The 19,332-nt window shown below is 55.1% G+C and carries 22 protein-coding genes, 1 tRNA gene and 1 pseudogene; 5 read left to right on the top strand and 19 right to left on the bottom strand.

Going from position 1 to position 19,332, the window contains the following annotated elements; all coding sequences use genetic code 11:
• Positions 1 to 311: 311 nt before the first annotated feature.
• The 5 genes from Q2B33_RS17005 to Q2B33_RS16985 all read right to left on the bottom strand — a co-directional run bounded on the left by Q2B33_RS17005 (position 312) and on the right by Q2B33_RS16985 (position 7,185).
• A complete protein-coding gene (locus Q2B33_RS17005) occupies positions 312 to 2,150 on the bottom strand; it encodes an ABC transporter ATP-binding protein (RefSeq protein ID WP_300569979.1) in 1,839 nt (612 codons plus the stop codon).
• Positions 2,151 to 2,427: 277 nt separating this feature from the next.
• Positions 2,428 to 4,263 (bottom strand): ABC transporter ATP-binding protein, encoded by a 1,836-nt coding sequence (locus tag Q2B33_RS17000; protein ID WP_300569976.1) that lies wholly within the window; start codon positions 4,261 to 4,263, stop codon positions 2,428 to 2,430.
• A 126-nt stretch (positions 4,264 to 4,389) separates the two neighbouring features.
• Positions 4,390 to 5,763: a sensor histidine kinase gene (locus Q2B33_RS16995; RefSeq protein ID WP_300569973.1), complete on the bottom strand. Its 1,374-nt coding sequence runs from the start codon at positions 5,761 to 5,763 to the stop codon at positions 4,390 to 4,392.
• A 102-nt stretch (positions 5,764 to 5,865) separates the two neighbouring features.
• Entirely contained in the window at positions 5,866 to 6,597 is a 732-nt protein-coding gene (locus Q2B33_RS16990) for a LytTR family DNA-binding domain-containing protein (RefSeq protein ID WP_300569969.1), read from the bottom strand.
• Between the two features lie 147 nt (positions 6,598 to 6,744).
• Entirely contained in the window at positions 6,745 to 7,185 is a 441-nt protein-coding gene (locus tag Q2B33_RS16985; protein WP_296474522.1) for a GNAT family N-acetyltransferase, read from the bottom strand.
• A 132-nt stretch (positions 7,186 to 7,317) separates the two neighbouring features.
• On the opposite strand from Q2B33_RS16985, the gene Q2B33_RS16980 reads away from it, so the two are divergent.
• The 4 genes and pseudogenes from Q2B33_RS16980 (at position 7,318) to Q2B33_RS16965 (ending at position 9,986) form a co-directional block, all read left to right on the top strand.
• Positions 7,318 to 8,208, top strand: coding sequence for a hypothetical protein (locus Q2B33_RS16980; RefSeq protein WP_300569964.1), 891 nt, complete (start codon positions 7,318 to 7,320; stop codon positions 8,206 to 8,208).
• Between the two features lie 220 nt (positions 8,209 to 8,428).
• Positions 8,429 to 8,502 (top strand) — tRNA-Val (locus Q2B33_RS16975).
• A gap of 201 nt (positions 8,503 to 8,703) precedes the next feature.
• A pseudogene (locus Q2B33_RS24575) lies at positions 8,704 to 9,346 on the top strand (Uma2 family endonuclease).
• A 139-nt stretch (positions 9,347 to 9,485) separates the two neighbouring features.
• A complete protein-coding gene (locus Q2B33_RS16965) occupies positions 9,486 to 9,986 on the top strand; it encodes a GNAT family N-acetyltransferase (RefSeq protein ID WP_300786722.1) in 501 nt (166 codons plus the stop codon).
• 127 nt (positions 9,987 to 10,113) lie between these two features.
• On the opposite strand, the gene Q2B33_RS16960 is transcribed toward Q2B33_RS16965, so the two are convergent.
• From Q2B33_RS16960 to rhaB, 5 genes are all read right to left on the bottom strand, one after another.
• Positions 10,114 to 10,476, bottom strand: coding sequence for a DUF4180 domain-containing protein (locus tag Q2B33_RS16960; RefSeq protein ID WP_300569960.1), 363 nt, complete (start codon positions 10,474 to 10,476; stop codon positions 10,114 to 10,116).
• Positions 10,477 to 10,548: 72 nt separating this feature from the next.
• Positions 10,549 to 11,211, bottom strand: coding sequence for a hypothetical protein (locus tag Q2B33_RS16955; RefSeq protein ID WP_330684850.1), 663 nt, complete (start codon positions 11,209 to 11,211; stop codon positions 10,549 to 10,551).
• A 262-nt stretch (positions 11,212 to 11,473) separates the two neighbouring features.
• Positions 11,474 to 12,736, bottom strand: a complete 1,263-nt coding sequence (locus Q2B33_RS16950) for an L-rhamnose isomerase (protein WP_300569957.1) — start codon at positions 12,734 to 12,736, stop codon at positions 11,474 to 11,476.
• 71 nt (positions 12,737 to 12,807) lie between these two features.
• Complete coding sequence (locus Q2B33_RS16945) at positions 12,808 to 12,933, bottom strand: hypothetical protein (protein WP_300784347.1); 126 nt, start codon at positions 12,931 to 12,933, stop codon at positions 12,808 to 12,810.
• Positions 12,934 to 13,027: 94 nt separating this feature from the next.
• A complete protein-coding gene (gene rhaB / locus Q2B33_RS16940) occupies positions 13,028 to 14,434 on the bottom strand; it encodes a rhamnulokinase (RefSeq protein ID WP_300569954.1) in 1,407 nt (468 codons plus the stop codon).
• A gap of 347 nt (positions 14,435 to 14,781) precedes the next feature.
• Here rhaB and Q2B33_RS16935 point away from each other — a divergent pair, with 347 nt between their 5' ends.
• A complete protein-coding gene (locus tag Q2B33_RS16935) occupies positions 14,782 to 15,783 on the top strand; it encodes a uroporphyrinogen decarboxylase family protein (RefSeq protein WP_300569951.1) in 1,002 nt (333 codons plus the stop codon).
• Positions 15,784 to 16,006: 223 nt separating this feature from the next.
• Here Q2B33_RS16935 and Q2B33_RS16930 read toward each other — a convergent pair whose 3' ends face one another.
• From Q2B33_RS16930 to Q2B33_RS16890, 9 genes are all read right to left on the bottom strand, one after another.
• Complete coding sequence (locus Q2B33_RS16930; RefSeq protein ID WP_300569948.1) at positions 16,007 to 16,612, bottom strand: hypothetical protein; 606 nt, start codon at positions 16,610 to 16,612, stop codon at positions 16,007 to 16,009.
• Positions 16,613 to 16,637: 25 nt separating this feature from the next.
• A complete protein-coding gene (locus Q2B33_RS16925) occupies positions 16,638 to 16,895 on the bottom strand; it encodes a hypothetical protein (RefSeq protein ID WP_300569945.1) in 258 nt (85 codons plus the stop codon).
• A gap of 210 nt (positions 16,896 to 17,105) precedes the next feature.
• Positions 17,106 to 17,306: a homoserine O-succinyltransferase gene (locus tag Q2B33_RS24285; RefSeq protein WP_330687864.1), complete on the bottom strand. Its 201-nt coding sequence runs from the start codon at positions 17,304 to 17,306 to the stop codon at positions 17,106 to 17,108.
• A 12-nt stretch (positions 17,307 to 17,318) separates the two neighbouring features.
• On the bottom strand, positions 17,319 to 17,561 hold the full coding sequence (locus Q2B33_RS16915; protein WP_300569942.1) for a hypothetical protein: 243 nt from the start codon (positions 17,559 to 17,561) through the stop codon (positions 17,319 to 17,321).
• Positions 17,558 to 18,127 carry a DUF3990 domain-containing protein gene (locus Q2B33_RS16910; RefSeq protein WP_300569939.1) on the bottom strand — a complete coding sequence of 190 codons (570 nt, stop codon included), beginning with the start codon at positions 18,125 to 18,127 and terminating at the stop codon, positions 17,558 to 17,560. Before Q2B33_RS16910 ends, Q2B33_RS16915 begins: the two co-directional genes overlap by 4 nt.
• Positions 18,128 to 18,129: 2 nt before the next feature.
• On the bottom strand, positions 18,130 to 18,348 hold the full coding sequence (locus Q2B33_RS16905; RefSeq protein ID WP_300569936.1) for a DUF3791 domain-containing protein: 219 nt from the start codon (positions 18,346 to 18,348) through the stop codon (positions 18,130 to 18,132).
• A gap of 64 nt (positions 18,349 to 18,412) precedes the next feature.
• On the bottom strand, positions 18,413 to 18,550 hold the full coding sequence (locus Q2B33_RS16900) for a hypothetical protein (protein WP_300569933.1): 138 nt from the start codon (positions 18,548 to 18,550) through the stop codon (positions 18,413 to 18,415).
• 162 nt (positions 18,551 to 18,712) lie between these two features.
• Positions 18,713 to 19,066, bottom strand: coding sequence for a type II toxin-antitoxin system VapC family toxin (locus Q2B33_RS16895; RefSeq protein ID WP_300569930.1), 354 nt, complete (start codon positions 19,064 to 19,066; stop codon positions 18,713 to 18,715).
• Positions 19,050 to 19,262, bottom strand: a complete 213-nt coding sequence (locus Q2B33_RS16890; protein ID WP_300569927.1) for a hypothetical protein — start codon at positions 19,260 to 19,262, stop codon at positions 19,050 to 19,052. Before Q2B33_RS16890 ends, Q2B33_RS16895 begins: the two co-directional genes overlap by 17 nt.
• Between the last annotated feature and the right edge of the window lie 70 nt (positions 19,263 to 19,332).

Here is a 19,332-nt window from a genome sequence, read left to right as displayed (position 1 = left end):
GTTCATTCGCATGATTACATTAGGCAGCATTCAGCGTTATGCAGTATACATGTCATTTTATCATATCATTTTCTTTACTGTAAAGCCCTCTGATATGCGGTATTGAAAAGCTATATAGGACTCAATCTCAGCGTTGAACACATTGGAAAGGGCCTGCTGCAGCTCTGTCAGGCCAGGGGAATCATAATCTCCTTTGGGTGGAGGTGACGCTCCCAGAGCTATTTGGGCGCTGTCCTCCGAGGATCACGTGGCTCTCCCCGGAAAGCTACCAAGGGGGAGAAAGCCGCAGCCTTCTCCCCCTGGAAAGAAACTCATGCGTAATATTTCGCCTGGGCGTTCCACATCTGTGCATAGCATCCCCCTGCGGCAAAGAGCTCCTCGTGGCTGCCCCGCTCCACAATCTGTCCGTCCTGGAATACGATGATCTCATCGCAGAACCGGCAGCTGCTCATCCGGTGGGAGATGTAGATGCTGGTCCTGCCCTCCACCAGCTGGCCGAAGCGCTCATAGACCTCCGCCTCCGCCTTGGGATCCAGGGCCGCCGTGGGCTCGTCCAGGATGACCACGGGCGCGTCTTTATACAGTGCCCTGGCCAAAGCCAGCTTCTGGGCTTCGCCGCCGCTAATCTCCACGCCGTCCTCCACGCTCTTGTATAGCCAGGTGTCCAGGCCGTTCTCCATGTTCCTCACCAGGTCGGCTGCGTCCGCCTGCTCCAGGGCCTTCCAGATTCGGTGGTCCTGCCTCTCATAGCCCGCGGCCACGTTCTCCCACACAGGAAAAGCGAAGAGCTTGAAGTCCTGGAACACCACGCCGAAGATGCGGCGGTATTCCTCCTCGTCATACTTGCGGATGTCCGTGCCGTTCAAAGTGATGCGCCCCTCCGTGGGCTCGTAGAGGCGGCACAAGAGCTTGATGAAGGTGGTCTTGCCCGCGCCGTTTCGGCCCACCACCGCCAGCTTTCCCTTGATGCGCAGCTTGAAGCTCACGTTTTTGAGCACCAGCTTCTCGCTGCCGGGGTAATGGAAGCTCACGTCCTCGAAAGCCAGCTCATACTCCCCGTCGTCCCGCTTCTCCACGGGGATGCTGCCCGACGCGTGGGGATTCTCCATGTCCAGGAAGGCCAGGAAGTCCGTCATGGTGGTGCAGATCTTCTGAAGCTCCCCGTGCTCGGAAATCAGGGAGAAGCAGGCGGAGCCGAACTGGTTCAGCGCCCCCACATACCGGGTGAACGCGCCCACGGTGACGGCCCCTGCCACCACCTTCAGCGCCGCCAGCAGATAGGCGCCTACAGCGAAGACGCTGCTCACCAGGTTGTTGGCGTCGTTTGCCGCGTTCCTCACATCGCACCTCTTCTCGAAATAGGCTCTGCTCTCCCGTTCTTCCTGAGCGGTGTTTTCCAGGATCATCTCCTCCATGCCGTAGATACGGATGATTTTTCCCACCTTTTCATTGTCGTACACATTGTTCAGCAAATAGGTGAGCTTCTCCTCCACTCCCGTGTGGCTGTTGAAGATTTCCATCTGCCTTGCGGCAAATTTGGTGAAAGCCCGGAAGGAGCAGGCGCACATACCCACGAGCAATACCGCAAAGAGCCCAAAGGAGGGAATCGGGCCCGCCAGGCTCCCCACCAGGCCCAGGCCTCCCGCCGGTCTTGTCAGGCACAGATGGACCACCAGGGAAACCGACAGCAGGATATTCAAAATCGCCCGCAGAATATTGCAATAGTGGTTCAGCAGGGTGTCAAGGCCTCCGTACATGTCCGAAGTGCGCTCCGAAAACAGAATCTTCTCGGCCACCTCCGGCTTCTCCATGCTCTCATAGTCCATGGAGAACACCTTTTCCCGAAGCCACACATAGAAAATCAGCCACATCCTCGTCCCGAGGCTCTTGAACCGCCTCTGGAGCAGACGCTGGGCCAGGCCGAGCAGGAGGGTGGCCCCCAGCAGGACCACGGCCTGCCATGCCGCCTCACGGTACGCTCCCGCCAGCAGCGCATCGATCAGCCCCGCCGTCAGGAACAGCCCTGCGTAGATCTGCGCCAGGGAAAGGCATACATCCAGCAGATGCAGAGGGATGACGGAGGAATCCTCCCTGTGTATCATCTTCAACAGCCGAATCCCCATTTTATGGATAGATTTCAATTCACGCATACTGCCCTTCCTTTCTGAATAAAGTCGCTGCGCGACGGCACTAAAGGATAAAGTCTCTTCGGCGCACTTTTCGGAGAGCAAATTTCATTCGAAGTGCGCTCATGAAATTTGCTCTCGTGCGCCATCGCGACTTTATAGTGTCGCTGCGCATTCCGTTTTTTATTTTTGGTCGCTGCGCGACGGCACTGAAGGATAAAGTCTCTTCGGCGCACTTTTCGGAGAGCAAATTTCATTCGAAATGCGCTCATGAAATTTGCTCTCGTGCGCTCTCGCGACTTTATAGTGTCGCTGCGCATTCCGTTTTTTGTTCCTTATAATACCTGGCCTGGACGGAAAAGAGCTCCGCGTAGGCCCCGCCCCTTTGCATCAGCTCCCCGTGGGTCCCCTCCTCCGTGATGCGGCCATTCTCCAGGAAGAGAATCCTGTCGCAGAACCGTGTGGAACTTAACCTGTGAGAGATAAAGACAGCCGTCCTCCCCTGAACCAGCTCATTATACCTTTCATACATCTCGCTCTCCGCAATGGGGTCAAGGGCAGCGGTGGGCTCGTCCAGAATGACCATGGGAGCGTCCTTGTAGAGGGCCCTGGCCAGCATGAGCTTCTGTACCTCACCCCCGGACAGGGCCACGCCCGCCTCGTCCAAATCCTTGTTCATGAAAGTCTGCGCCCCCTTCGGCAACGCCTGCACCCGCTCCCAGAGCCCCGCCTTTTCCAGACTCTCCCGAAGCCTTTCCGAATCCTCCCGCCCACAGTCCACACAAGACACATTGTCCGCCAATGGGAAGGAGAAGGCGAACACGTCCTGGAACACCACAGCGAATTCCCGGAAGACTGCCCTCTGGTCCAGAGACTGGATGTCCCTTCCGTCCAGATATACAGTGCCGGAGGTAGGACGGTAGAGGCCGCACAGGAGCTTGATGAGAGTGGTCTTGCCCGCGCCGTTTGGCCCCACCAGCGCCAGGCGCTCTCCCGGCCGGATGGTCAGGTTCAAATCCCGGATGGTATCTTCCTCGCTGCCTTCATATCGGAAGCACACATGCTCGAACCGAATCTCATGGGTGCGCCCGAGTCTCTCCGGCGCCTGTCTTCCTTCCTCCACCACACCGAAATCCATGAAGTCCCGGTAGTCGTCCATAAGCTTCTCATTCTCCAGAATCTGCCGCCAGGCCTCAAACAACCCGTTCATCCATGCGCCAAATCCTGCCACGATTCCCACATAGAGCAGAAATGACGGTATCGTCATATTTCCTGCTGCCATCTCCCGGACGAGCCACCCGTAGACCACCATGCTCCTGGCAAAGGTGAGCAGATTCTCCGCCATGCCAGCCGCCATGTACCCGGTCTGCTGCCTGTCTATCAGAGCGCACACCCTGTCGATGAGCCCATGGAACATCCCCAGGAACCATTTGTCCATCCGGTACATCCGGATGTCCTTTCCATTGCCGGGAACCACGGTCTCCCGCCGCAGATACTGGAATATGCCCCATTTTTTCTCAATCTCATCTTCCATGGCATAGGCGCGCTTTCCCGCCTTTGTGTGGAGATATGACACCAGCAGGGTCTGCATGACCAATATGGCCAGCAGAATCAGGCTGACCTGCCCCACAATCGCACCATAGAGGACCAGGCCGATCAGCTGCATCACCAGATCGCACCAGGCTTTTGTATAGGCCTCTATCCCCTGGCCGTTCCCCGAGTACAGATTCCTACCGGCATCCTTCCGCTTCTTCTGTCCCTGGGCGCTCTCCAGGCTCTGTCCGTCCATCCACACGGTCTTCCTGAAGAAATCCATCCCCATGTCGATCCGCAGCAGGAACAATGTCTTAAACCGCAGGTTCCGCAGATGCCCCTGCAGGAACCGGACTGTCTGCAGCAGAATCACATAGCCCGCCACCAGCAAAAGAATCGCCTCCGGACGTCTGCCGCTCGTCAGGATGGCCGCCACCGCCCCGGCCAGCGCCGCCTCCAGGAAGGGCAGCAGGACCCCCAGGGCCACGTCGCCCCCGCAGACGGCCATGCCCATATTCCCTTCCTTCTGCCGCAGTTGGCGGAGGGCATACCGACAGTTATCCCACAGGGAATACTGTTTCGTTTTATCCGCTTTTTTCTTCATCCGTTTTTGCCTCCTCCCAACTTCCCGTCCCGGTCTCTTCCGGGTCGAATTGCTTTTTGCATTTTCCCCATTTTAAAACAGGAATCCCCTTTTGTGGGGATTCCTGCACGAAATGTCATGTTTTTTTCACGAAAAGTCCGCAAGCGGCATGGTCACCTCCGCCGCAAATATCCCCGGCTCGTTAGCCAGGTTCAGGTAGCCCTGGTATTTGTCCACCGCAGCCTTCACCCGCTTCATCCCTAAACCGTGGTTCCCTCTCTTGCTGGTGATGTAATGCCTGGCATCGAAATCCGGCTCCTGCGGGGCGGAATTCTGCAAAGACAGATAGAACTGCCCCTTGTTCACCGCCATGTACAGACGCAGGGTACGGCTGTCCTCCTCCACCTTCTGGCAGGCCTCGATGGCATTGTCCAAGAGGTTGCCCAGAATCACGCACAGATCCACGTCCTCCATGGGCAACCGTTCCGGAAGCTTCGCCCTGCAGTTTACCCGAATGTTGTTCCGCCTGGCCAGCGTCAGCTTGCTGTTTAAAATAGCGTCCGTCATCAGGTTCCCGGACTTCACCAGAGTGTCCACCCGATCCAGCTCCCTCTCCAGCTGGTCCAGATAGGCCCCCATGCCATCCAGATCCCCCAGGGACAGCTTCGCCTTCATCACCTGCATGTGGTTGTGGTAATCGTGCCGCCAGCCCCGCACGTCCATGTAGATGTCCCTGATCTCCCCGTAGCTGTGCTCCATCAGCCGGCTGCGGAACTGCTCCGTGCGGAACTCGAAACCCTTCTTATAAAAATACAGCGTGCCCTCCACAGTGAGAAACAGCAGGGCCTCCAGGGCCGCGCTGCCCCACAGCAGGGTTCCCAGCAGGCTTCTCTCCACCGCTATCCGGCCCGTGCCGCACAGAAGCCACTGGAACAGGGTGACGGCAAAAAATGACAGCGCTGTCAGAATCCCGTTCCATAGCCGCAGGCTCTGGCGCTTTCCGGAAAACAGGAGCAGAAAGGCAAAAAGGATGGGACCATTGCAGAGAAATGCCGCTGCTGCCGCAGTCTCCACTGGGCTGTCCCCGAAGCCTGCGCTCCAAAGCCCTAATGCCCGGGGCACCAGGGCGCAGCCCGCCAGCAGCAGCCCCGGCAGCAGCACCCGCCACCACTGCCGTCCAAAGGGCTCCCCGTCAAAGAAAAGGCTGTACAGGAACAGCACCCCCGTCACCAGAAGCCATGCCAGCCAGGGCGGAATCCAGGCGGAAAGCGCCAGGCACCCCGCCGCCAGGCCGAAGCCCAGCATCCGCTTCCCCAATCCTTTCTCTATGTTCCCCACCTGCCCTATATAGTACCAGTATAAAACCAGCCACAGAATCCCAAAGATTCCCCGGGAAATCTCCCAGAAATCCAGCGTCTCCACCTGCCTCAAAGCTCCTTTCCCGCATTTCCCGGGCTGTGCCGCTCCCCCTTCCGTCCTCCGGCGATGCCGGTATCCCCACCCCTCCCCTTCCGGCTGCACCTGCCCTTTTCCTTATCTCCTCCGACAGCGCAGGATGCTCTCCCGGTTTACCCCTGCCCTTCCGCCGCGCAGTCTTCCACTGTCGGGCAGCTTTCCGCCTCGTCAGCCTCCCTCTTCCCATCTGCCGCGGTAATAGTCCAGATAGGCCCGGTTCAGCGCCTCCCACCGGTTCCTTGCCACCGGCAGCACCTCCCCGCTGTCCATCACGGCCTCCTTCTTCTCAATCCGGTTCACATAGGCCAGGTTCACCAGATAGGACCGGTGAATCTTGAAAAAGCCTCCCTGCCGCTCCAGGCGCTCCTCCAGCTGGCGGATTCCCACCCTGCACCGGACAGGCCCTTTCCCCCCGGCGCAGTGCACCCAGGTGTCATGGGCATCGCTCTCCAGATAGCAGATATCCCTGACCCGCACCCTGGCCGTCCCGCCCGGCGTGTCTAAAAGCAGCGCAGGCGCCTCCAGGCCGCACCTTTGGAAAGCCCTGTCCAGGCAGGCGAAAAGCCTCTCCTTTTCCACCGGCTTGATCAGATAGGACACCGCCTCCACATCATAGCCCTCCAGCGCATACTCCGCCAGCCCGGTCACGAAGACGATCTGCACATCCTCTCCCCGGCCCCGGAGCCTCCTGGCCAGGGAAAGGCCGTCAACGCCCGGCATATCGATGTCCAGGAGCAGGATGTCCCTGCGCCTCTCCTCCCAGTGGAACAGGAGCTGCTCCCCGTTCCCCACAAGCGCAATGTCCGCCTCCTGCCGCCGCAGCCTTTCCCACTCCCTCACATAGGATTCCAATAAGGAGCACTGGGCAGCCTCATCGTCACATATGGCAATCTGCAGCATCCCTCATCCTCTCCATTCCGTCCCTCTCAGCCCGCCTTGAGGGACGTTATCAGCTTTCGCATATGCCTCGTTTATGGCATCAGCATGTCCCTGTCAGCCCGCTTTGAGGGATATTATCACGCCCGTCCCCTGTCAGTCTCCAGACCCTTACAAATCCAGCCTCATCTCGATCTCCCCATTGTTGATTTCCCCTGTGGGCTGAAAGCCCAGCTTCTCGTACACATGCCTGGCGATTTCGTTCTCCGGCGCATAATCCAGAATCAGGAAATCATACTTCCCCGACTCCCCCGCCAGCCGGACGATTTCCCGGACGGCCTGGGTGCCGTAGCCCCTGTTCTGGTGCTCCACGGGAAACATAATCCGCCATATGACCAGGCACCTCTCCTCCAGATCCTCGTCCAGCATCATGAAGCCCACAGGCTCGCCTTCACTGTAAATCGCAAAGGGATAGACATCACCGCTCTCCCTGTACAGCCACGCCTGGGCCAGGGAATAGGCATTGGATGCCACGAACCTCTCGCCGTCCGGGCGCTTCATCTCTACGATTGCCTTGAAATTGTCTTCCGTTATCTTCTCAAAATGAATCATGGTCCATACCTCCTGTACTTTCCTACCATGATAGCATATTTTTCGCCCCTTGTCTGTAAATTTTCTTGCCATGGTTTCCGGAATGTTATAAAATGAAGTAAAATAATCAATGCGCAAAGGAGTCGAGACATTATGTTCGGGCTATCAAAGTCAAAATCAAAAAATCCTGAGGAACAGTTGAAGATCTGCCAGCAGAAGCACGATTGGGCGGGGCTTGCCAGGGCCTATTATGACATGGGCGTCGCCGCCATGGACGAGAAGGACCTGTACCAGGCCGTGCTGTGGCTGCACCGGGCGGACACCATCTTCAGCGCCGATGACAGAGTCTATAAAAAGGTGGGGGAGAAACTGGTGGACGACTGCTCCGACCGCATCGGCACCCTGGAGGACGGCACCTTGGTGTACAATGACATTTACGAGGAAATCACCGGCAAGTCAGAAGAGATGGAGGATATCCAAATCAGGCTCTGGGATTTGCTGGCCATCGCCCGCCTGGTGAAGCTGGGGGACAGGCTGGGGAAGCTTCCCGGCTGCGAAGTGCTGGGACAGCTGGGCTATGCCGTGGACCTCATGTTCCAGTCCTTCCGGCAGCCCATCACCCAGGAGGAATACGGCAGGCTCATGGACATCTGTAATGCCCTCTACGAGCTGGGAGATTCCGAGGCCTTCTACGCAGGAGGCGAAATCGATGTCCCCGGCAAGGCGCCCTTCCAGGTCTTCGACTTAAACGGCATGTTCGGCGTGCATATCCAAATCAACGGCTACATAGACAGCCACCTGCGGCTGCTGGCCGCGCTGAGCAACGGGGAGGAGCCCGATGGGACGGAGAGCTTCATGAACGGCTGTTCCATGCTGCCGGATTACTATGTCCGCACCACAGGCAGCGATCCCGGGGACATTCCCCAGGTGCAGGCGGAGCTTTCCCGCATCTGGGACGACTGTCGGTTCGTCTGCTCCGGCCTTGACTGGGATACCTACCGGCAGCGGCTGGAGGAGTATAAGCAGATGGATATTTTGGGGTAGGGCGTTTGCCAAACCGCGAGCCGCCGGCTGGCCGGAAAGCAGGGCGCAGCCAGCGGCGAAGCAGGTTTCCGCAAACCTGGCAGACACGCTGCATGCACGCAACGGAACGTCTATACAGCGTTTTGTAAAAAACCGGTTGTAAAAAATCGGTAAAAAATCTTTGTAAAAAATAAAATTCCCTCTTCCCTTTTCCTCTGATCTGTGATATAGTAAAAGGGATGGAAGCATAGCTCAGCTGGGATGAGCGCTCGCCTGACTAGCGGGAGGCCAAGGGTTCGAGCCCCTTTGCTTCCATTTCATGCAAAAGGTCGCAAATCGTAGATTTTTCAGTAAAATCAATGGTTTGCGGCTTTTCTGCACAATCGGGCGGAATCTATATAAACGGCATTTAATTCTTGCCAGCCGCATAGCACAGCCATTCATGCCGTTTATCCGGTTTTTGGTAAGATTTAATCGCTGCATATACATTCCGAGTCCGGAACAGGAGGTGGGCCAATGGCATTGTCACAGGAAAGGACCTATACCATCGATGACATATATGCACTGCCGGAGGGGCAGCGGGCAGAACTGATAGACGGGCAGATGTACATGATGGCCCCGCCAAGGACGATACACCGGAGAATATCCAGTGCCCTGCATGCCGCTATCTACCAGTATGTCAAATCAGAAAAAGGCTCATGTGAAGTCTTTGCCGCCCCTTTTGCCGTGTTCCTGAACGCGGATGACAAAAATTATGTGGAGCCAGATATTTCCGTAATCTGCGACAAGGATAAACTTGATGAATACGGCTGCAAGGGTGCCCCGGACTGGATAATCGAGATTGTGTCCCCGTCGGATTCCCACAGAGATTACGGCATCAAGCTTTTTATACTGCATAACGCTGAATCCTGCCTAATGTAATCATGCGATTGAATCAGCCAGCGTTATGCAGTCTGGTTTCACGGCAAGTGAAATCGTTAAGCAGTATAAATACCGCACGGCAGGTGTGAGGGAATATTGGATCGTAAACCCCATGACCAAAACCGTTACGGTCTATGATTTCGAAGACGAATCAGGGACGAATCAGTACACCTTTGATGACGAGATTTCTGTCCGCATTTACAGGAATCTGGTTCTCCGGATTTCCGGCCTGCCATAAAATATACTGCGTTGTCGTTATCCCTGCCGGACGGGATACATTTTATGAATTCGGAACGGAAGTCAGGGAATGGGCGAGATTTATACAGAACACAGGAAAAACTGCCGATACCATGAATGACACTTACCATATCCATCCAATGACAATGGAACACGCCCGCGAAATCTCCACCTGGACATACGAGGGCCCATACGCCGTCTACAGCTTTCAGCCGGACGGCGACACCCTTGCGGAGCTCACAGGCGGGGATTATCGCGCCTGTACGGACAAAGACGGCAGGCTGGCAGGCTTTTTCTGCTTCGGGGCCGCCGCCCGGATTCCCACAGTGGAGGCGGATGCCTACCCGGAGGGCTTTCTGGACATCGGGCTGGGCATGGCGCCATGGCTGTGCGGGCAGGGCCGGGGCGCGGCGTTCCTGGCGGCGGGCATGGATTACGCAGGGCTCATGTTCCCTCCGGCAGCCCTTCGCCTCACTGTGGCCGCTTTCAACCGGCGGGCTATCTCGGTGTATCAGAAACTTTCCTTCGAAATTTCATCCACCCTGACACACAGAATATCACAGGAGCCTTTTTATCTGATGCACAGAATCTCATCGGCAGCTGCCACGGTTCCCACTTCCCTCCAGTACACCGGTGCATGAATTCCCGCGTAATCGGTGCTTGATGTCCGCGCCAGAACAAGGCGGAGGAAGGAGGCGATGCGGGGGCATCGTCCACTGACGATAACGCAGTACCGGGGTGGACAGCCAGAGCTGATTGCTCAAGGATTCATGGCATCGAGGTACTAGGCCCCGGCTCTGCCTGTGCCAGGCCCCGGCCCATCCAAAAATACGCAGAAGAAAAGCTCCTCCGGAGAGATGCCTTTCTGGTATAATGGGAATAGTCCCCGAAAACCGCCACCTTCACATGATAATTCATGAATTTCTGGAGAATCTCGCCAGCCATGCCCGTGCTGAGGATGAAGAAATCCCCGCATATCACGGCCTTATCAATCACGATCCTCTCCGCGCCTGTCTCATACTTCACAGTCATCGCCAGATCCAGGGCCGACTGTACATCCACAACCACTGTCTCGTCACCGGAAACCACTGCGATATCAATCCTGTTTTCCCTCAAATGCTCAATATTCATAATGTCCTCCTGACTGAACCTGCAGCACAAATTCCAGTTGAAGACAGATTCTACAGGAGGACACGGAAATTGTCAATCGATTTTTCCCTCTTTTTCCGCAAGCTTCGAAATCCGCTCCCGGAAAAACTGGATCAGGGGCCCGTTGCAGCAGGCGTTGACAATGGTGCCCAGGCCCACGATGGCCCAGATGCTGCCATGGGACATGAGGCAGAAAACCACCCCTACCACGATCACCGTCACATCCGACAGCACCCTGGCCAGGCGGAAGGAAATCCTTTCTCTCGTGTACTTGGTGATAATCAGCGCCACGCTGTCATAGGGGGAAATCCCCATGTCTGCCGTCATATAGAACGCGCAGCCCAGAGAGGCGAACAGCGTCCCCAGGGCCAGCAGCAGGATCCGCACCGGCAGCGTCACGGGCATCCCCAGCCGGTCCAGGCACAGCCAGCAGAGGAAATCCGCCGCATATCCCACGCAGACCATATTCACAATCGTCCCCAGGCCGATGCAGCGCCGCATGGTCAGCCACACCACCGCCAGCAGCGCCGCGTTCACGATCAGCTGCCAGTTCCCGAAGCTCATCCCCAAAAATCCGCTGACCCCCAGGTTCATACAGGAAAAGGCGTCCACCCCGAAGCCGCTCATACGGTAGGAGGCCACGCACATGCCAATCAGCAGGATGCCGAACAGCATCATCCAGACCCGTCTCAGGCCATATCTCTTCTTTTCGCTCAAATCCTCTCTATCCTTCTATCTGTCACAGCCCACGCGCCGGTCAGTCTCCTAAAAGCTCCCCGCGTACCCGCAGCCGGATCGAAACCTGCCGCTCCCGGCCCACAAGCCCGCGGGCAGCGCAAACCGCAGTCCGCCAAAACAGCCGGGGGTCAAAAGCACTGGCACCCCGGCCACAGAAAATCTTCTCTCTTCGCGCTCCCCGCCCTGCCGCCTGGCAGCAATGCCATCCCAGGCGGCAGGACTTCATCCGACAGGATCCGCGTCATGCATTTCTCTTCAGCTGCACCTCGTCCTCATACTTCTTCACCTCAGCATAGAACTCCCTGTCCGACGGCACGCCGCAGCGCTGGCAGTATTCGTTCCACACATCGCCGAAGGGCAGGGTCTTCACCGCCTCCTGCTCCACCATCAGCTCCGTCATGCGGTTCTCGTCCTGGAGCTTCTTAAGCGCCTCATTGGGCGTGCACATAGCCGTCAGCAATGCCTTCTGCCAGCTGCGGAAGCCCATGGCCCAGGCGGATACGCGGTTGATGCTGGCATCGAAGTAGTCCAGCGCCATGTACACCCTGTCCAGGCCGTCGCATCTGACAATCTCCTTGGCCATCTCTTTCGTCTCGTCGTCAAAGAGCACCACATGGTCGCTGTCCCAGCGGATGGGCCTTGTGATATGCAGGGCAATCTCCGGATAGAAGCACAGCAGCGCGGGAATCTTGTCCGACACCACCTCGGTAGGGTGGTAATGTCCGTTGTCCATCAGAGGCAGGCAGCCCTCGTGGGTGGCCGCGAAGCTCAGGGTGAACTCGGCGCTTCCCACCGTATACGCCTCCACGCCGATGCCGAACACCTTGGATTCTACACAGGGCTTCACCTTGTCCCTGTCAAAAGGCTCGGACAGGATTTCCTCGATGGCCTCCTTGTATCTCATTCTGGGGCCCATGCGGTCTGCGGGGATATCCTTATAGCCGTCGCCTGTCCAGATGTTCATGACACAGGGCATCCCTGTCTCCTCCGCGAAATACTGGGAGATGCGGATACATGCCTTGCCATGGTCGATCCAGAACTTCCTGGTTCCCTCGTCAGGGCTGGAGAGGGTCAGGCCGTCCTTCACCTTGTCATGGGAGAAGAACGTGGGGTTGAAGTCGATGCCCATGTTCCTCTCCTTTGCGAACGCCACCCACTTGGCGAAATGCTTCGGCTCAATCCTATCCCTGTCCACGAACTCGCCGGGCTCGAAAATGGCATAGCAGGCATGGAGATTCAGCTTCTTCTTACCGGGCATCAGGCTCAGGGCCTTGTCCATGTCCTGCATCAGCTCCTCCGGTGTCTTGGCCTTTCCGGGATAATTGCCGGTGGTCTGGATGCCGCCTGTCAGGGGGCCGTCGTGGTCGAAGCCGGTGACATCGTCTCCCTGCCAGCAGTGGAGCGCCACGGGAGCCTCCATGCACTTCTCGATGGCTGCCTCCACGTCCACGCCGTAGGAGGCGTAAATCTCTTTTGCGGACTCAAATCTTTCCTTTGCTGTCATATCCTCTGTCTTCCTTTCCTCATGAATGCTTTCCTTCATGAATGCTTTTCTTCATGAATGCTTTTCTTCATTTATATCCTGTATATCCTCTGTCTGAAATGCGTCTCCTCAGGCAGGATGCCTGGCCCTGCCCGCTTTCCGGGGCCCCTCTTTGCACCTCCGCCGGCCGGAATGCCAAACGCCCCTGCCTTTCCCATCCCATACCTCCCCACGGCCTTGGCAGGCCCCGCAATCGCCGCAGACCGCCTGCCTCTCTGATATGGCCTTTCCTGCGGTGGCAAAACACGGCCGTTAAGGCTGATATGTGGTGATGGAGAAGGACCGGAACACACAGGCCCTGGCTGCTTTCAGGTCCGCCAGCTCCCCTGTGGCCATCATCTGGGCTGCGATATTGCCGATTGCGGTAGCCTCCGTGGGTCCCGCATACACCGGGATGCCCGTAGCCGCCGCTGTCAGCCTGTTCAGATACTCCGCATTGGAGCCGCCGCCCACGATATGTATCTTATCGTACTTCCTGCCGGTAATGCCCTCTATCTGCCTAATCGTCTCCGCATAGCACCGGGCCAGGCTGTTGTAGATGACGGATGCCACCTGGGCCAGGCCTTCCGGCACCTGCTGCCCGGATTCCCTGCAGGCTGCCTGCACTTCCTCTGTCATGTTGGCCGGAGCCAGGAAACGGTCGTCATTGCAGTCCACGATGGAGGGGATGCTGCATTTGGATGCCATCTCGCAAATCTCGCCGAAGCCCAGATTCCCGCCAATCTCCTTCTTCACGGACTGAATCATCCACAGCCCCATGATGTTCTTCAGGTAGCGGAAACGGTAACCGTAGCCGCCCTCATTGGTCAGGTTATTGGCCTTGCTCTCGGGAGAGCAGTTGGCCTCCATGAGCTCCGTCCCCATGAGGGACCATGTGCCGGAGCTGATGTACAGCGCGTCGTCGCTGTCCGTGGGAACCGCTATCACCGCGGAGCCTGTGTCATGGGTGGCAGGCTCCACGACCTTGCAGTTGAATCCTACCTCGGCCTGTACTTCCGCGGTCAGCTCTCCCAGCACGGTGCCGGGCGTCACCATCCGCTGGAAAATCCGCTTCGGGTATCCCAGCCTCTCGATCAGCTCCATGTCCCAGTCCTTGGTCTCGGGGCTCACAAGCTGCCCTGTGGTGGCCTCTGTGTACTCCGTGGCCGCCACGCCGGAGAGCATGTAATGGAAATAATCCGGCATCAGCAGCATGGTGTGGGCTTTTTCCAAATGCTCCGGCTTTTTCACCTTCAGGGCCATGAGCTGATAAATCGTGTTGAAAATGGCTTTCTGGATGCCGGTGCGGGCATACAGCTCGTCCTCTGGGATGATTTTGTATACCTCCTCGTCCATCCCTCTGGTGCGCCCGTCCCGGTAAGCCACCGCGTTCCCGATGCGCGCGCCGTCCCCGTCCAGCAGCACGAAGTCCACCCCCCAGGTGTCCACGCCCACGCTGACCGGAATTTTGCCGAGCTGCGCGCATTTCTTAAGGCCCAGCTTGATCTGCCGGAACAGCTCGTCCACGTCCCAGACATGCTCGCCGTCCTTCTCCACCATCCCGTTGGGGAAGCGGTGCACCTCCTCCAGCACCATCCTTCCCTCCTCCAGATGGGCCAGGATATGGCGGCCGCTGGATGCGCCGATGTCTATCGCAAGATAATATTTGTATGAGTCCATTGCCAACCCTCTCCTTTCGTTCTATTTAATAAAGGAATTGTACCATACTTTCCAGGACAAAAAAAGGGATATTTTCGGTTTTCCCAAAGAAAGCACAGAACCATATGCCGGAAATGTGGAATCTGCCCAAAGAAATCCCCGAAATCGGCCTGTCCCTCCACAAAAGCCTCATATACCACTGTATGGTTCTGTTGCCTTCTGCATGTACCCGAAAGACAACCGGGCCACATTTACCCGGCCTATGATATATGGTAAAATATCTTTATCAACATGGCAGGCCTCTGTCGGCAGATATTGCCTCCTATCGGACGCCAGAGGCAGAAAATCGGAAAGGAGAATATAAAAATATGAAAAATCGAGAACGCGTTCTGGCGACGCTTCATTTCGAAAGGCCGGACGACCGGCTCCCCATGATAGAATGGGCCTCCTGGTGGGACAGGACATTGGACGCCTGGCACAGCCAGGGGCTTTCGGCCGAGATTCCCTGGGATGGGCTGGCACCTGCCCTGGGACTGGACAGGCATGTGCAGTTCTGGCTCCCCCACAGGACGGCGGACTGCCCCCAACCGGCCTTCAACGGGGGCCCGATCATGGAGGATGAGCAGGATTACGAAAATCTCCTGCCCTGCCTCTATCCGGAGGACGGCATAGACAGTCAGCTCCAGGCCATGAAGAATCTGAAGGGCGGCCATGAGGCCGGGGATTTTCCCATCTGGTTCTCCCTGGACGGCGGGTTCTGGTTCCCCCGCACCCTGTTCGGCATCGAGAACCATCTGTACTCCTTCTATGACTATCCGGAGCTGTACCACCGCATGCTGGACGACCTGGCCGCTTATCAGCTGCGGCAGCTGGACAGGATTTATGAGATCGTCACGCCGGATTTCATGACCTTTGCAGAGGACATGAGCTACAACAACGGCCCTATGATATCGGAGGACTGCTTCAACGAATTCCTTGCCCCCTATTACCGCAAAGTCATCCCCGCCATACGGGAGCGGGGCACCAAGGTCATCATCGATTCGGACGGCGATGTGACGAAGATGATTCCCTGGCTGCGAAAGGCAGGGATAGAGGGCGTCCTGCCCCTGGAGCGCCAGGCGGGCGTGGACGTGGCGGCGCTACGGGAGGCCTATCCGGATTTCCTCTTCATCGGCGCATTCGACAAGATGACCATGCGCCGGAGCATGGAAGCCATGCGCGGGGAGTTCGAGAGGCTGCTGCCCGTGATGAAGACCGGCGGGTTCATCCCCAGCGTGGACCACCAGACGCCGCCGGACTGCCCCTTAGACCGCTATTACAGGTATGTGGAGCTGCTGGAGGAGTATGCCACCAGGGCTGTGAAGGAATAGACATGGACCCTTTTGCCGGGCAGGCAGAATGTCCGGGCCGGATTCGGGGGAGACTGCGCTCTCCCTCCTCCCCTGCCCGACTGCATATAGTACATTCATGGTTTTCTTCCTTATAACTCTGCCCTCTCAACCTCTTTCCGAAGCGCCTCTATGTCATCCTGGGAAAAGCTTGACACTAGGGAAACGATTTCTTCCGTTGGATAGTTCTTCTTAATCATTCTGATTACAATCTGCCTTGCATTCCGCTCTTTTTCTTCTTTATGCTTTTTTCTGCCTGCGACAATGCCTGCCGCTTCTCTTCCTCAAATATCCTCGCCACCTGCGTCATCTCAATCGCCCTCCTTATTATATTCGCCGTCTCCATGTCGATTACCTTATCCGCAAAGACCAGTATCCCGGATAACGCGAAAAGCTGCTGCCCTCTGTCCTGAATCTGTGCCGCCAGTTTGACCGTCTCTCGAATCTGCGCTTCTTTCTCTTCCCGTTTCCGGTAAGACAAGGGTTGTATGATAAGCTCCATCATCTCCTCATCATCCAACAGTTCATTCCTTTCCACCTTTTCCTTCAAATGCCGGAAAATCTCATGGGAATCAAGTTCTGAGAGGAATGCCTGTTCCAGCTTCACCCTGACCGCTCCGATGTCATATCGGTCGGACGTCTGCCCTCTCTTAATGTCCCCTGTATATATCACAACCATCCGCAGCACCGGGCAATCCTGGTTTTCCTTTGCGTAGCGGTTGGCTATCCCTGTCAGATAATTCAGGTATTTTATCTTATCTTCCTTTTTATACTGCTTAACGATTTCACTTGCCGTGAAACCAGACTGCATAACGCTGACTGGTTCAATCGCATGATTACATTAGGCAGCATTCAGCGTTATGCAGTATATATTCGCTTTCATAGTCCACTATGGCGACAGTGCCGTCTGCCAGCTCAAAAAGATTGTCCAGGCGGAGCTCGTTTGCTTTGACCGTCGGTAAGTTGGTCGGCAGGACCCGTCTGATTTCCGGCAGATCAAGACCATATACCTTGAACGTCTTCCCTTTGAAGCACTCGGCAAGCACCTTGCTGGTGATATCCTTATTCTGATATACTATTTCTTCCTGAACCATACCATCCCCCCTCTACATGACTGAACATCGTGACACGCTTACTTTATTCAGCGTCCTCATCATAATTATAGCCTACAATTCCCATACCTACAAGCCTTTTATACAGGCAGCACAGGCAGCCCACCCGAAATGTGCCGCTTTCTTGTCTCAAATCCGTGTAGAACGCAAGAAAAATCCCCCAGGATTTTACTCCCAGGGGAAACCGTATATTTACTGTATCCTCCCGCCTTTCTTCAACTCGTAGGGCGTCATCTGATAGACGTAGTAATTGAGCCAGTTGCTGTAGAGGTTGTTGCTATGGGCGCGCTGGGATGCCTGGAAAATAGCGTTTCTTCCTTTTGCTTTACCCCTCTGTGAAATTGAGAGCACCCCTTTTTTACCCCATTTGCACAGCGCAAATCGCGCTGTCACATTTATGCCTCCTCATATTGCCAGCCATGATTCCATGTCGCCCTCTTTCTCGTCCTTAAGCATGCTCCATACATATTCAGGCGATTCCGCATATAAACAGGACTCCTTATCCTGCAGCAGTTCATAAGTCATGGTCTTCAGCAGTTCCTTCAATGCTTCCTCACTGGAACAGTTTTCCTCTTTGCTCAAACGGCGCACCAGATAAAAGGATATGGCCTGTATTGACTTATTGATATTGACGCTTGATGGCTTCATCCTACGATTTCCCTCCTGACATTCTTAAAATGGAGCTTACTGAGTGCCTGTCTCGTTCCAAAAAAGTACTGCTTCGGCAGATTTTCAGGTTCCAGTTCCTTTATCAAAGCATCCAGCACTTCATCCGCATAATCCGTCTCCTCTAATTCATCCTTGTAAGAGTTGATTACCGTCACAGTATTTTCATCTGCTGTCGGGCCAATCACAATATCAAAATCATGGGCACTATTATCAGAACCTCTATTCATCAATATGAAACGTACCCATTCCCTGTCCGCTTTTATGAACACCTTTACATTTAAACCCTCTGGATTGTCGATACAGCTGTCATCAAATTCCAAATTATACCGGTATGCCTGGTAGACTTTCGCCCGGTATTTAGAACCCTTTTTCTGCATCCTCGCTTCCTTTTCTTCCAGAATGCGCTTATTCCTCCTGGCAATATTATCCGCATGGCTTCTTATCGATGTGGCATAAAAGCCCTTTCCGAAATCCTTATATCCTTTCCCCTTCGTCACATCGATTTCATCTATATCGTATACTGTGCCATGATACAAATCCCTCATTTTCAGACAGCCCCCTTTGCTGCATCCATATACGATTTCAAATCCTGCAATATCCCCTTTATCCCCATGGTATTGTATTCCTCATAACAGATATCAATATAAGATAGCAGGTCGTATTCATCCAAAAGGTCGCTGACAATACCGTAATCAACACCCCATTCCTGCTTCATGCAGTTGGCAATGGTTATCTGCATATTCAATACATTATCAGCTCTGGTCACATCGATGCCTCCTTTCGATTCATAATAATCTCATCATTTGCAGCCTCTGCAGCAATTGAAGCTATTACACCTTCAGCAGGAACATAAAGTCCCACTCGCCCAGTACAAAGATGAATTTCTCAGCTTCCCCGAATTCCACAATCCTATTGAACGCATCCCACAAAGCATCATCTTCCCTGATACGTACATTCGGATATGCCATAATCTAATCATCCAAAAGCAGGTTGGATATCCTTGCTTTTTTGCCGCATTCTGTTTCATCTTCTCTATTGCATTTCTTCAAGCCTGTCTTCATCCTGCGAATACTTGATGAACGATAAAACCTCCTTCAACGATGTCCTGAACTTGTCAAAATCGCCATCCGTTATGGATGCCGGACCTGTGCCAGCAGAATCCTGTCAAACGAATCATTGTGCTTCGGCGCATCTGCCGGCCTTACTAATGTCTTTACCATAAATATATGCCTTGTCTCCACTGGCAGAAGAACAAATCCTGTCTCATCACATAATTCAACAAACTCCTCTTCCGGTATGGGCATTTGTTCCGGCTTTATATGATGCTTAATCGCAATTTCCCAAACAGAGGCGACACTGTGGTATATTTCATTCTTTTCTGCTTCAAGCATCCGAGTCACTTCTTCGGAAAGTTTTCCACTATCAGCAACCGCCCATAAAGCAATATGCGATCCAGTAATATCCCCATCATCCCTCCACTCCAAACATCTCTGCTATGTCAAAATTACACTCATCTATATCATCTGGAATCGCATACTTCCCATTGGCAAGTCCCAATGTCCGCTTCTTCTCCTTGGTCGTCAAATGCATGGTAAACGGCATGGCTATCTCCTCAACACTCTGTTTTGCAAAAATCCTTACTGCTTCTGCAAACGATGTTCCCATTCTCTCGTATAGCAATACTACCTGCTCCTTTAAGGAACTGTAGAAAAATTATCGCTTAAAGTTTAAAGCCTTTTATGATGTATGC

Origin of the sequence: uncultured Acetatifactor sp. (assembly GCF_948601915.1) — a bacterium.
In the GTDB taxonomy this organism is placed as follows: domain Bacteria; phylum Bacillota; class Clostridia; order Lachnospirales; family Lachnospiraceae; genus Acetatifactor.
The sequence above is the reverse complement of the archived record's forward strand: the minus strand, read 5'-3'. Positions and strand labels throughout refer to the sequence as shown.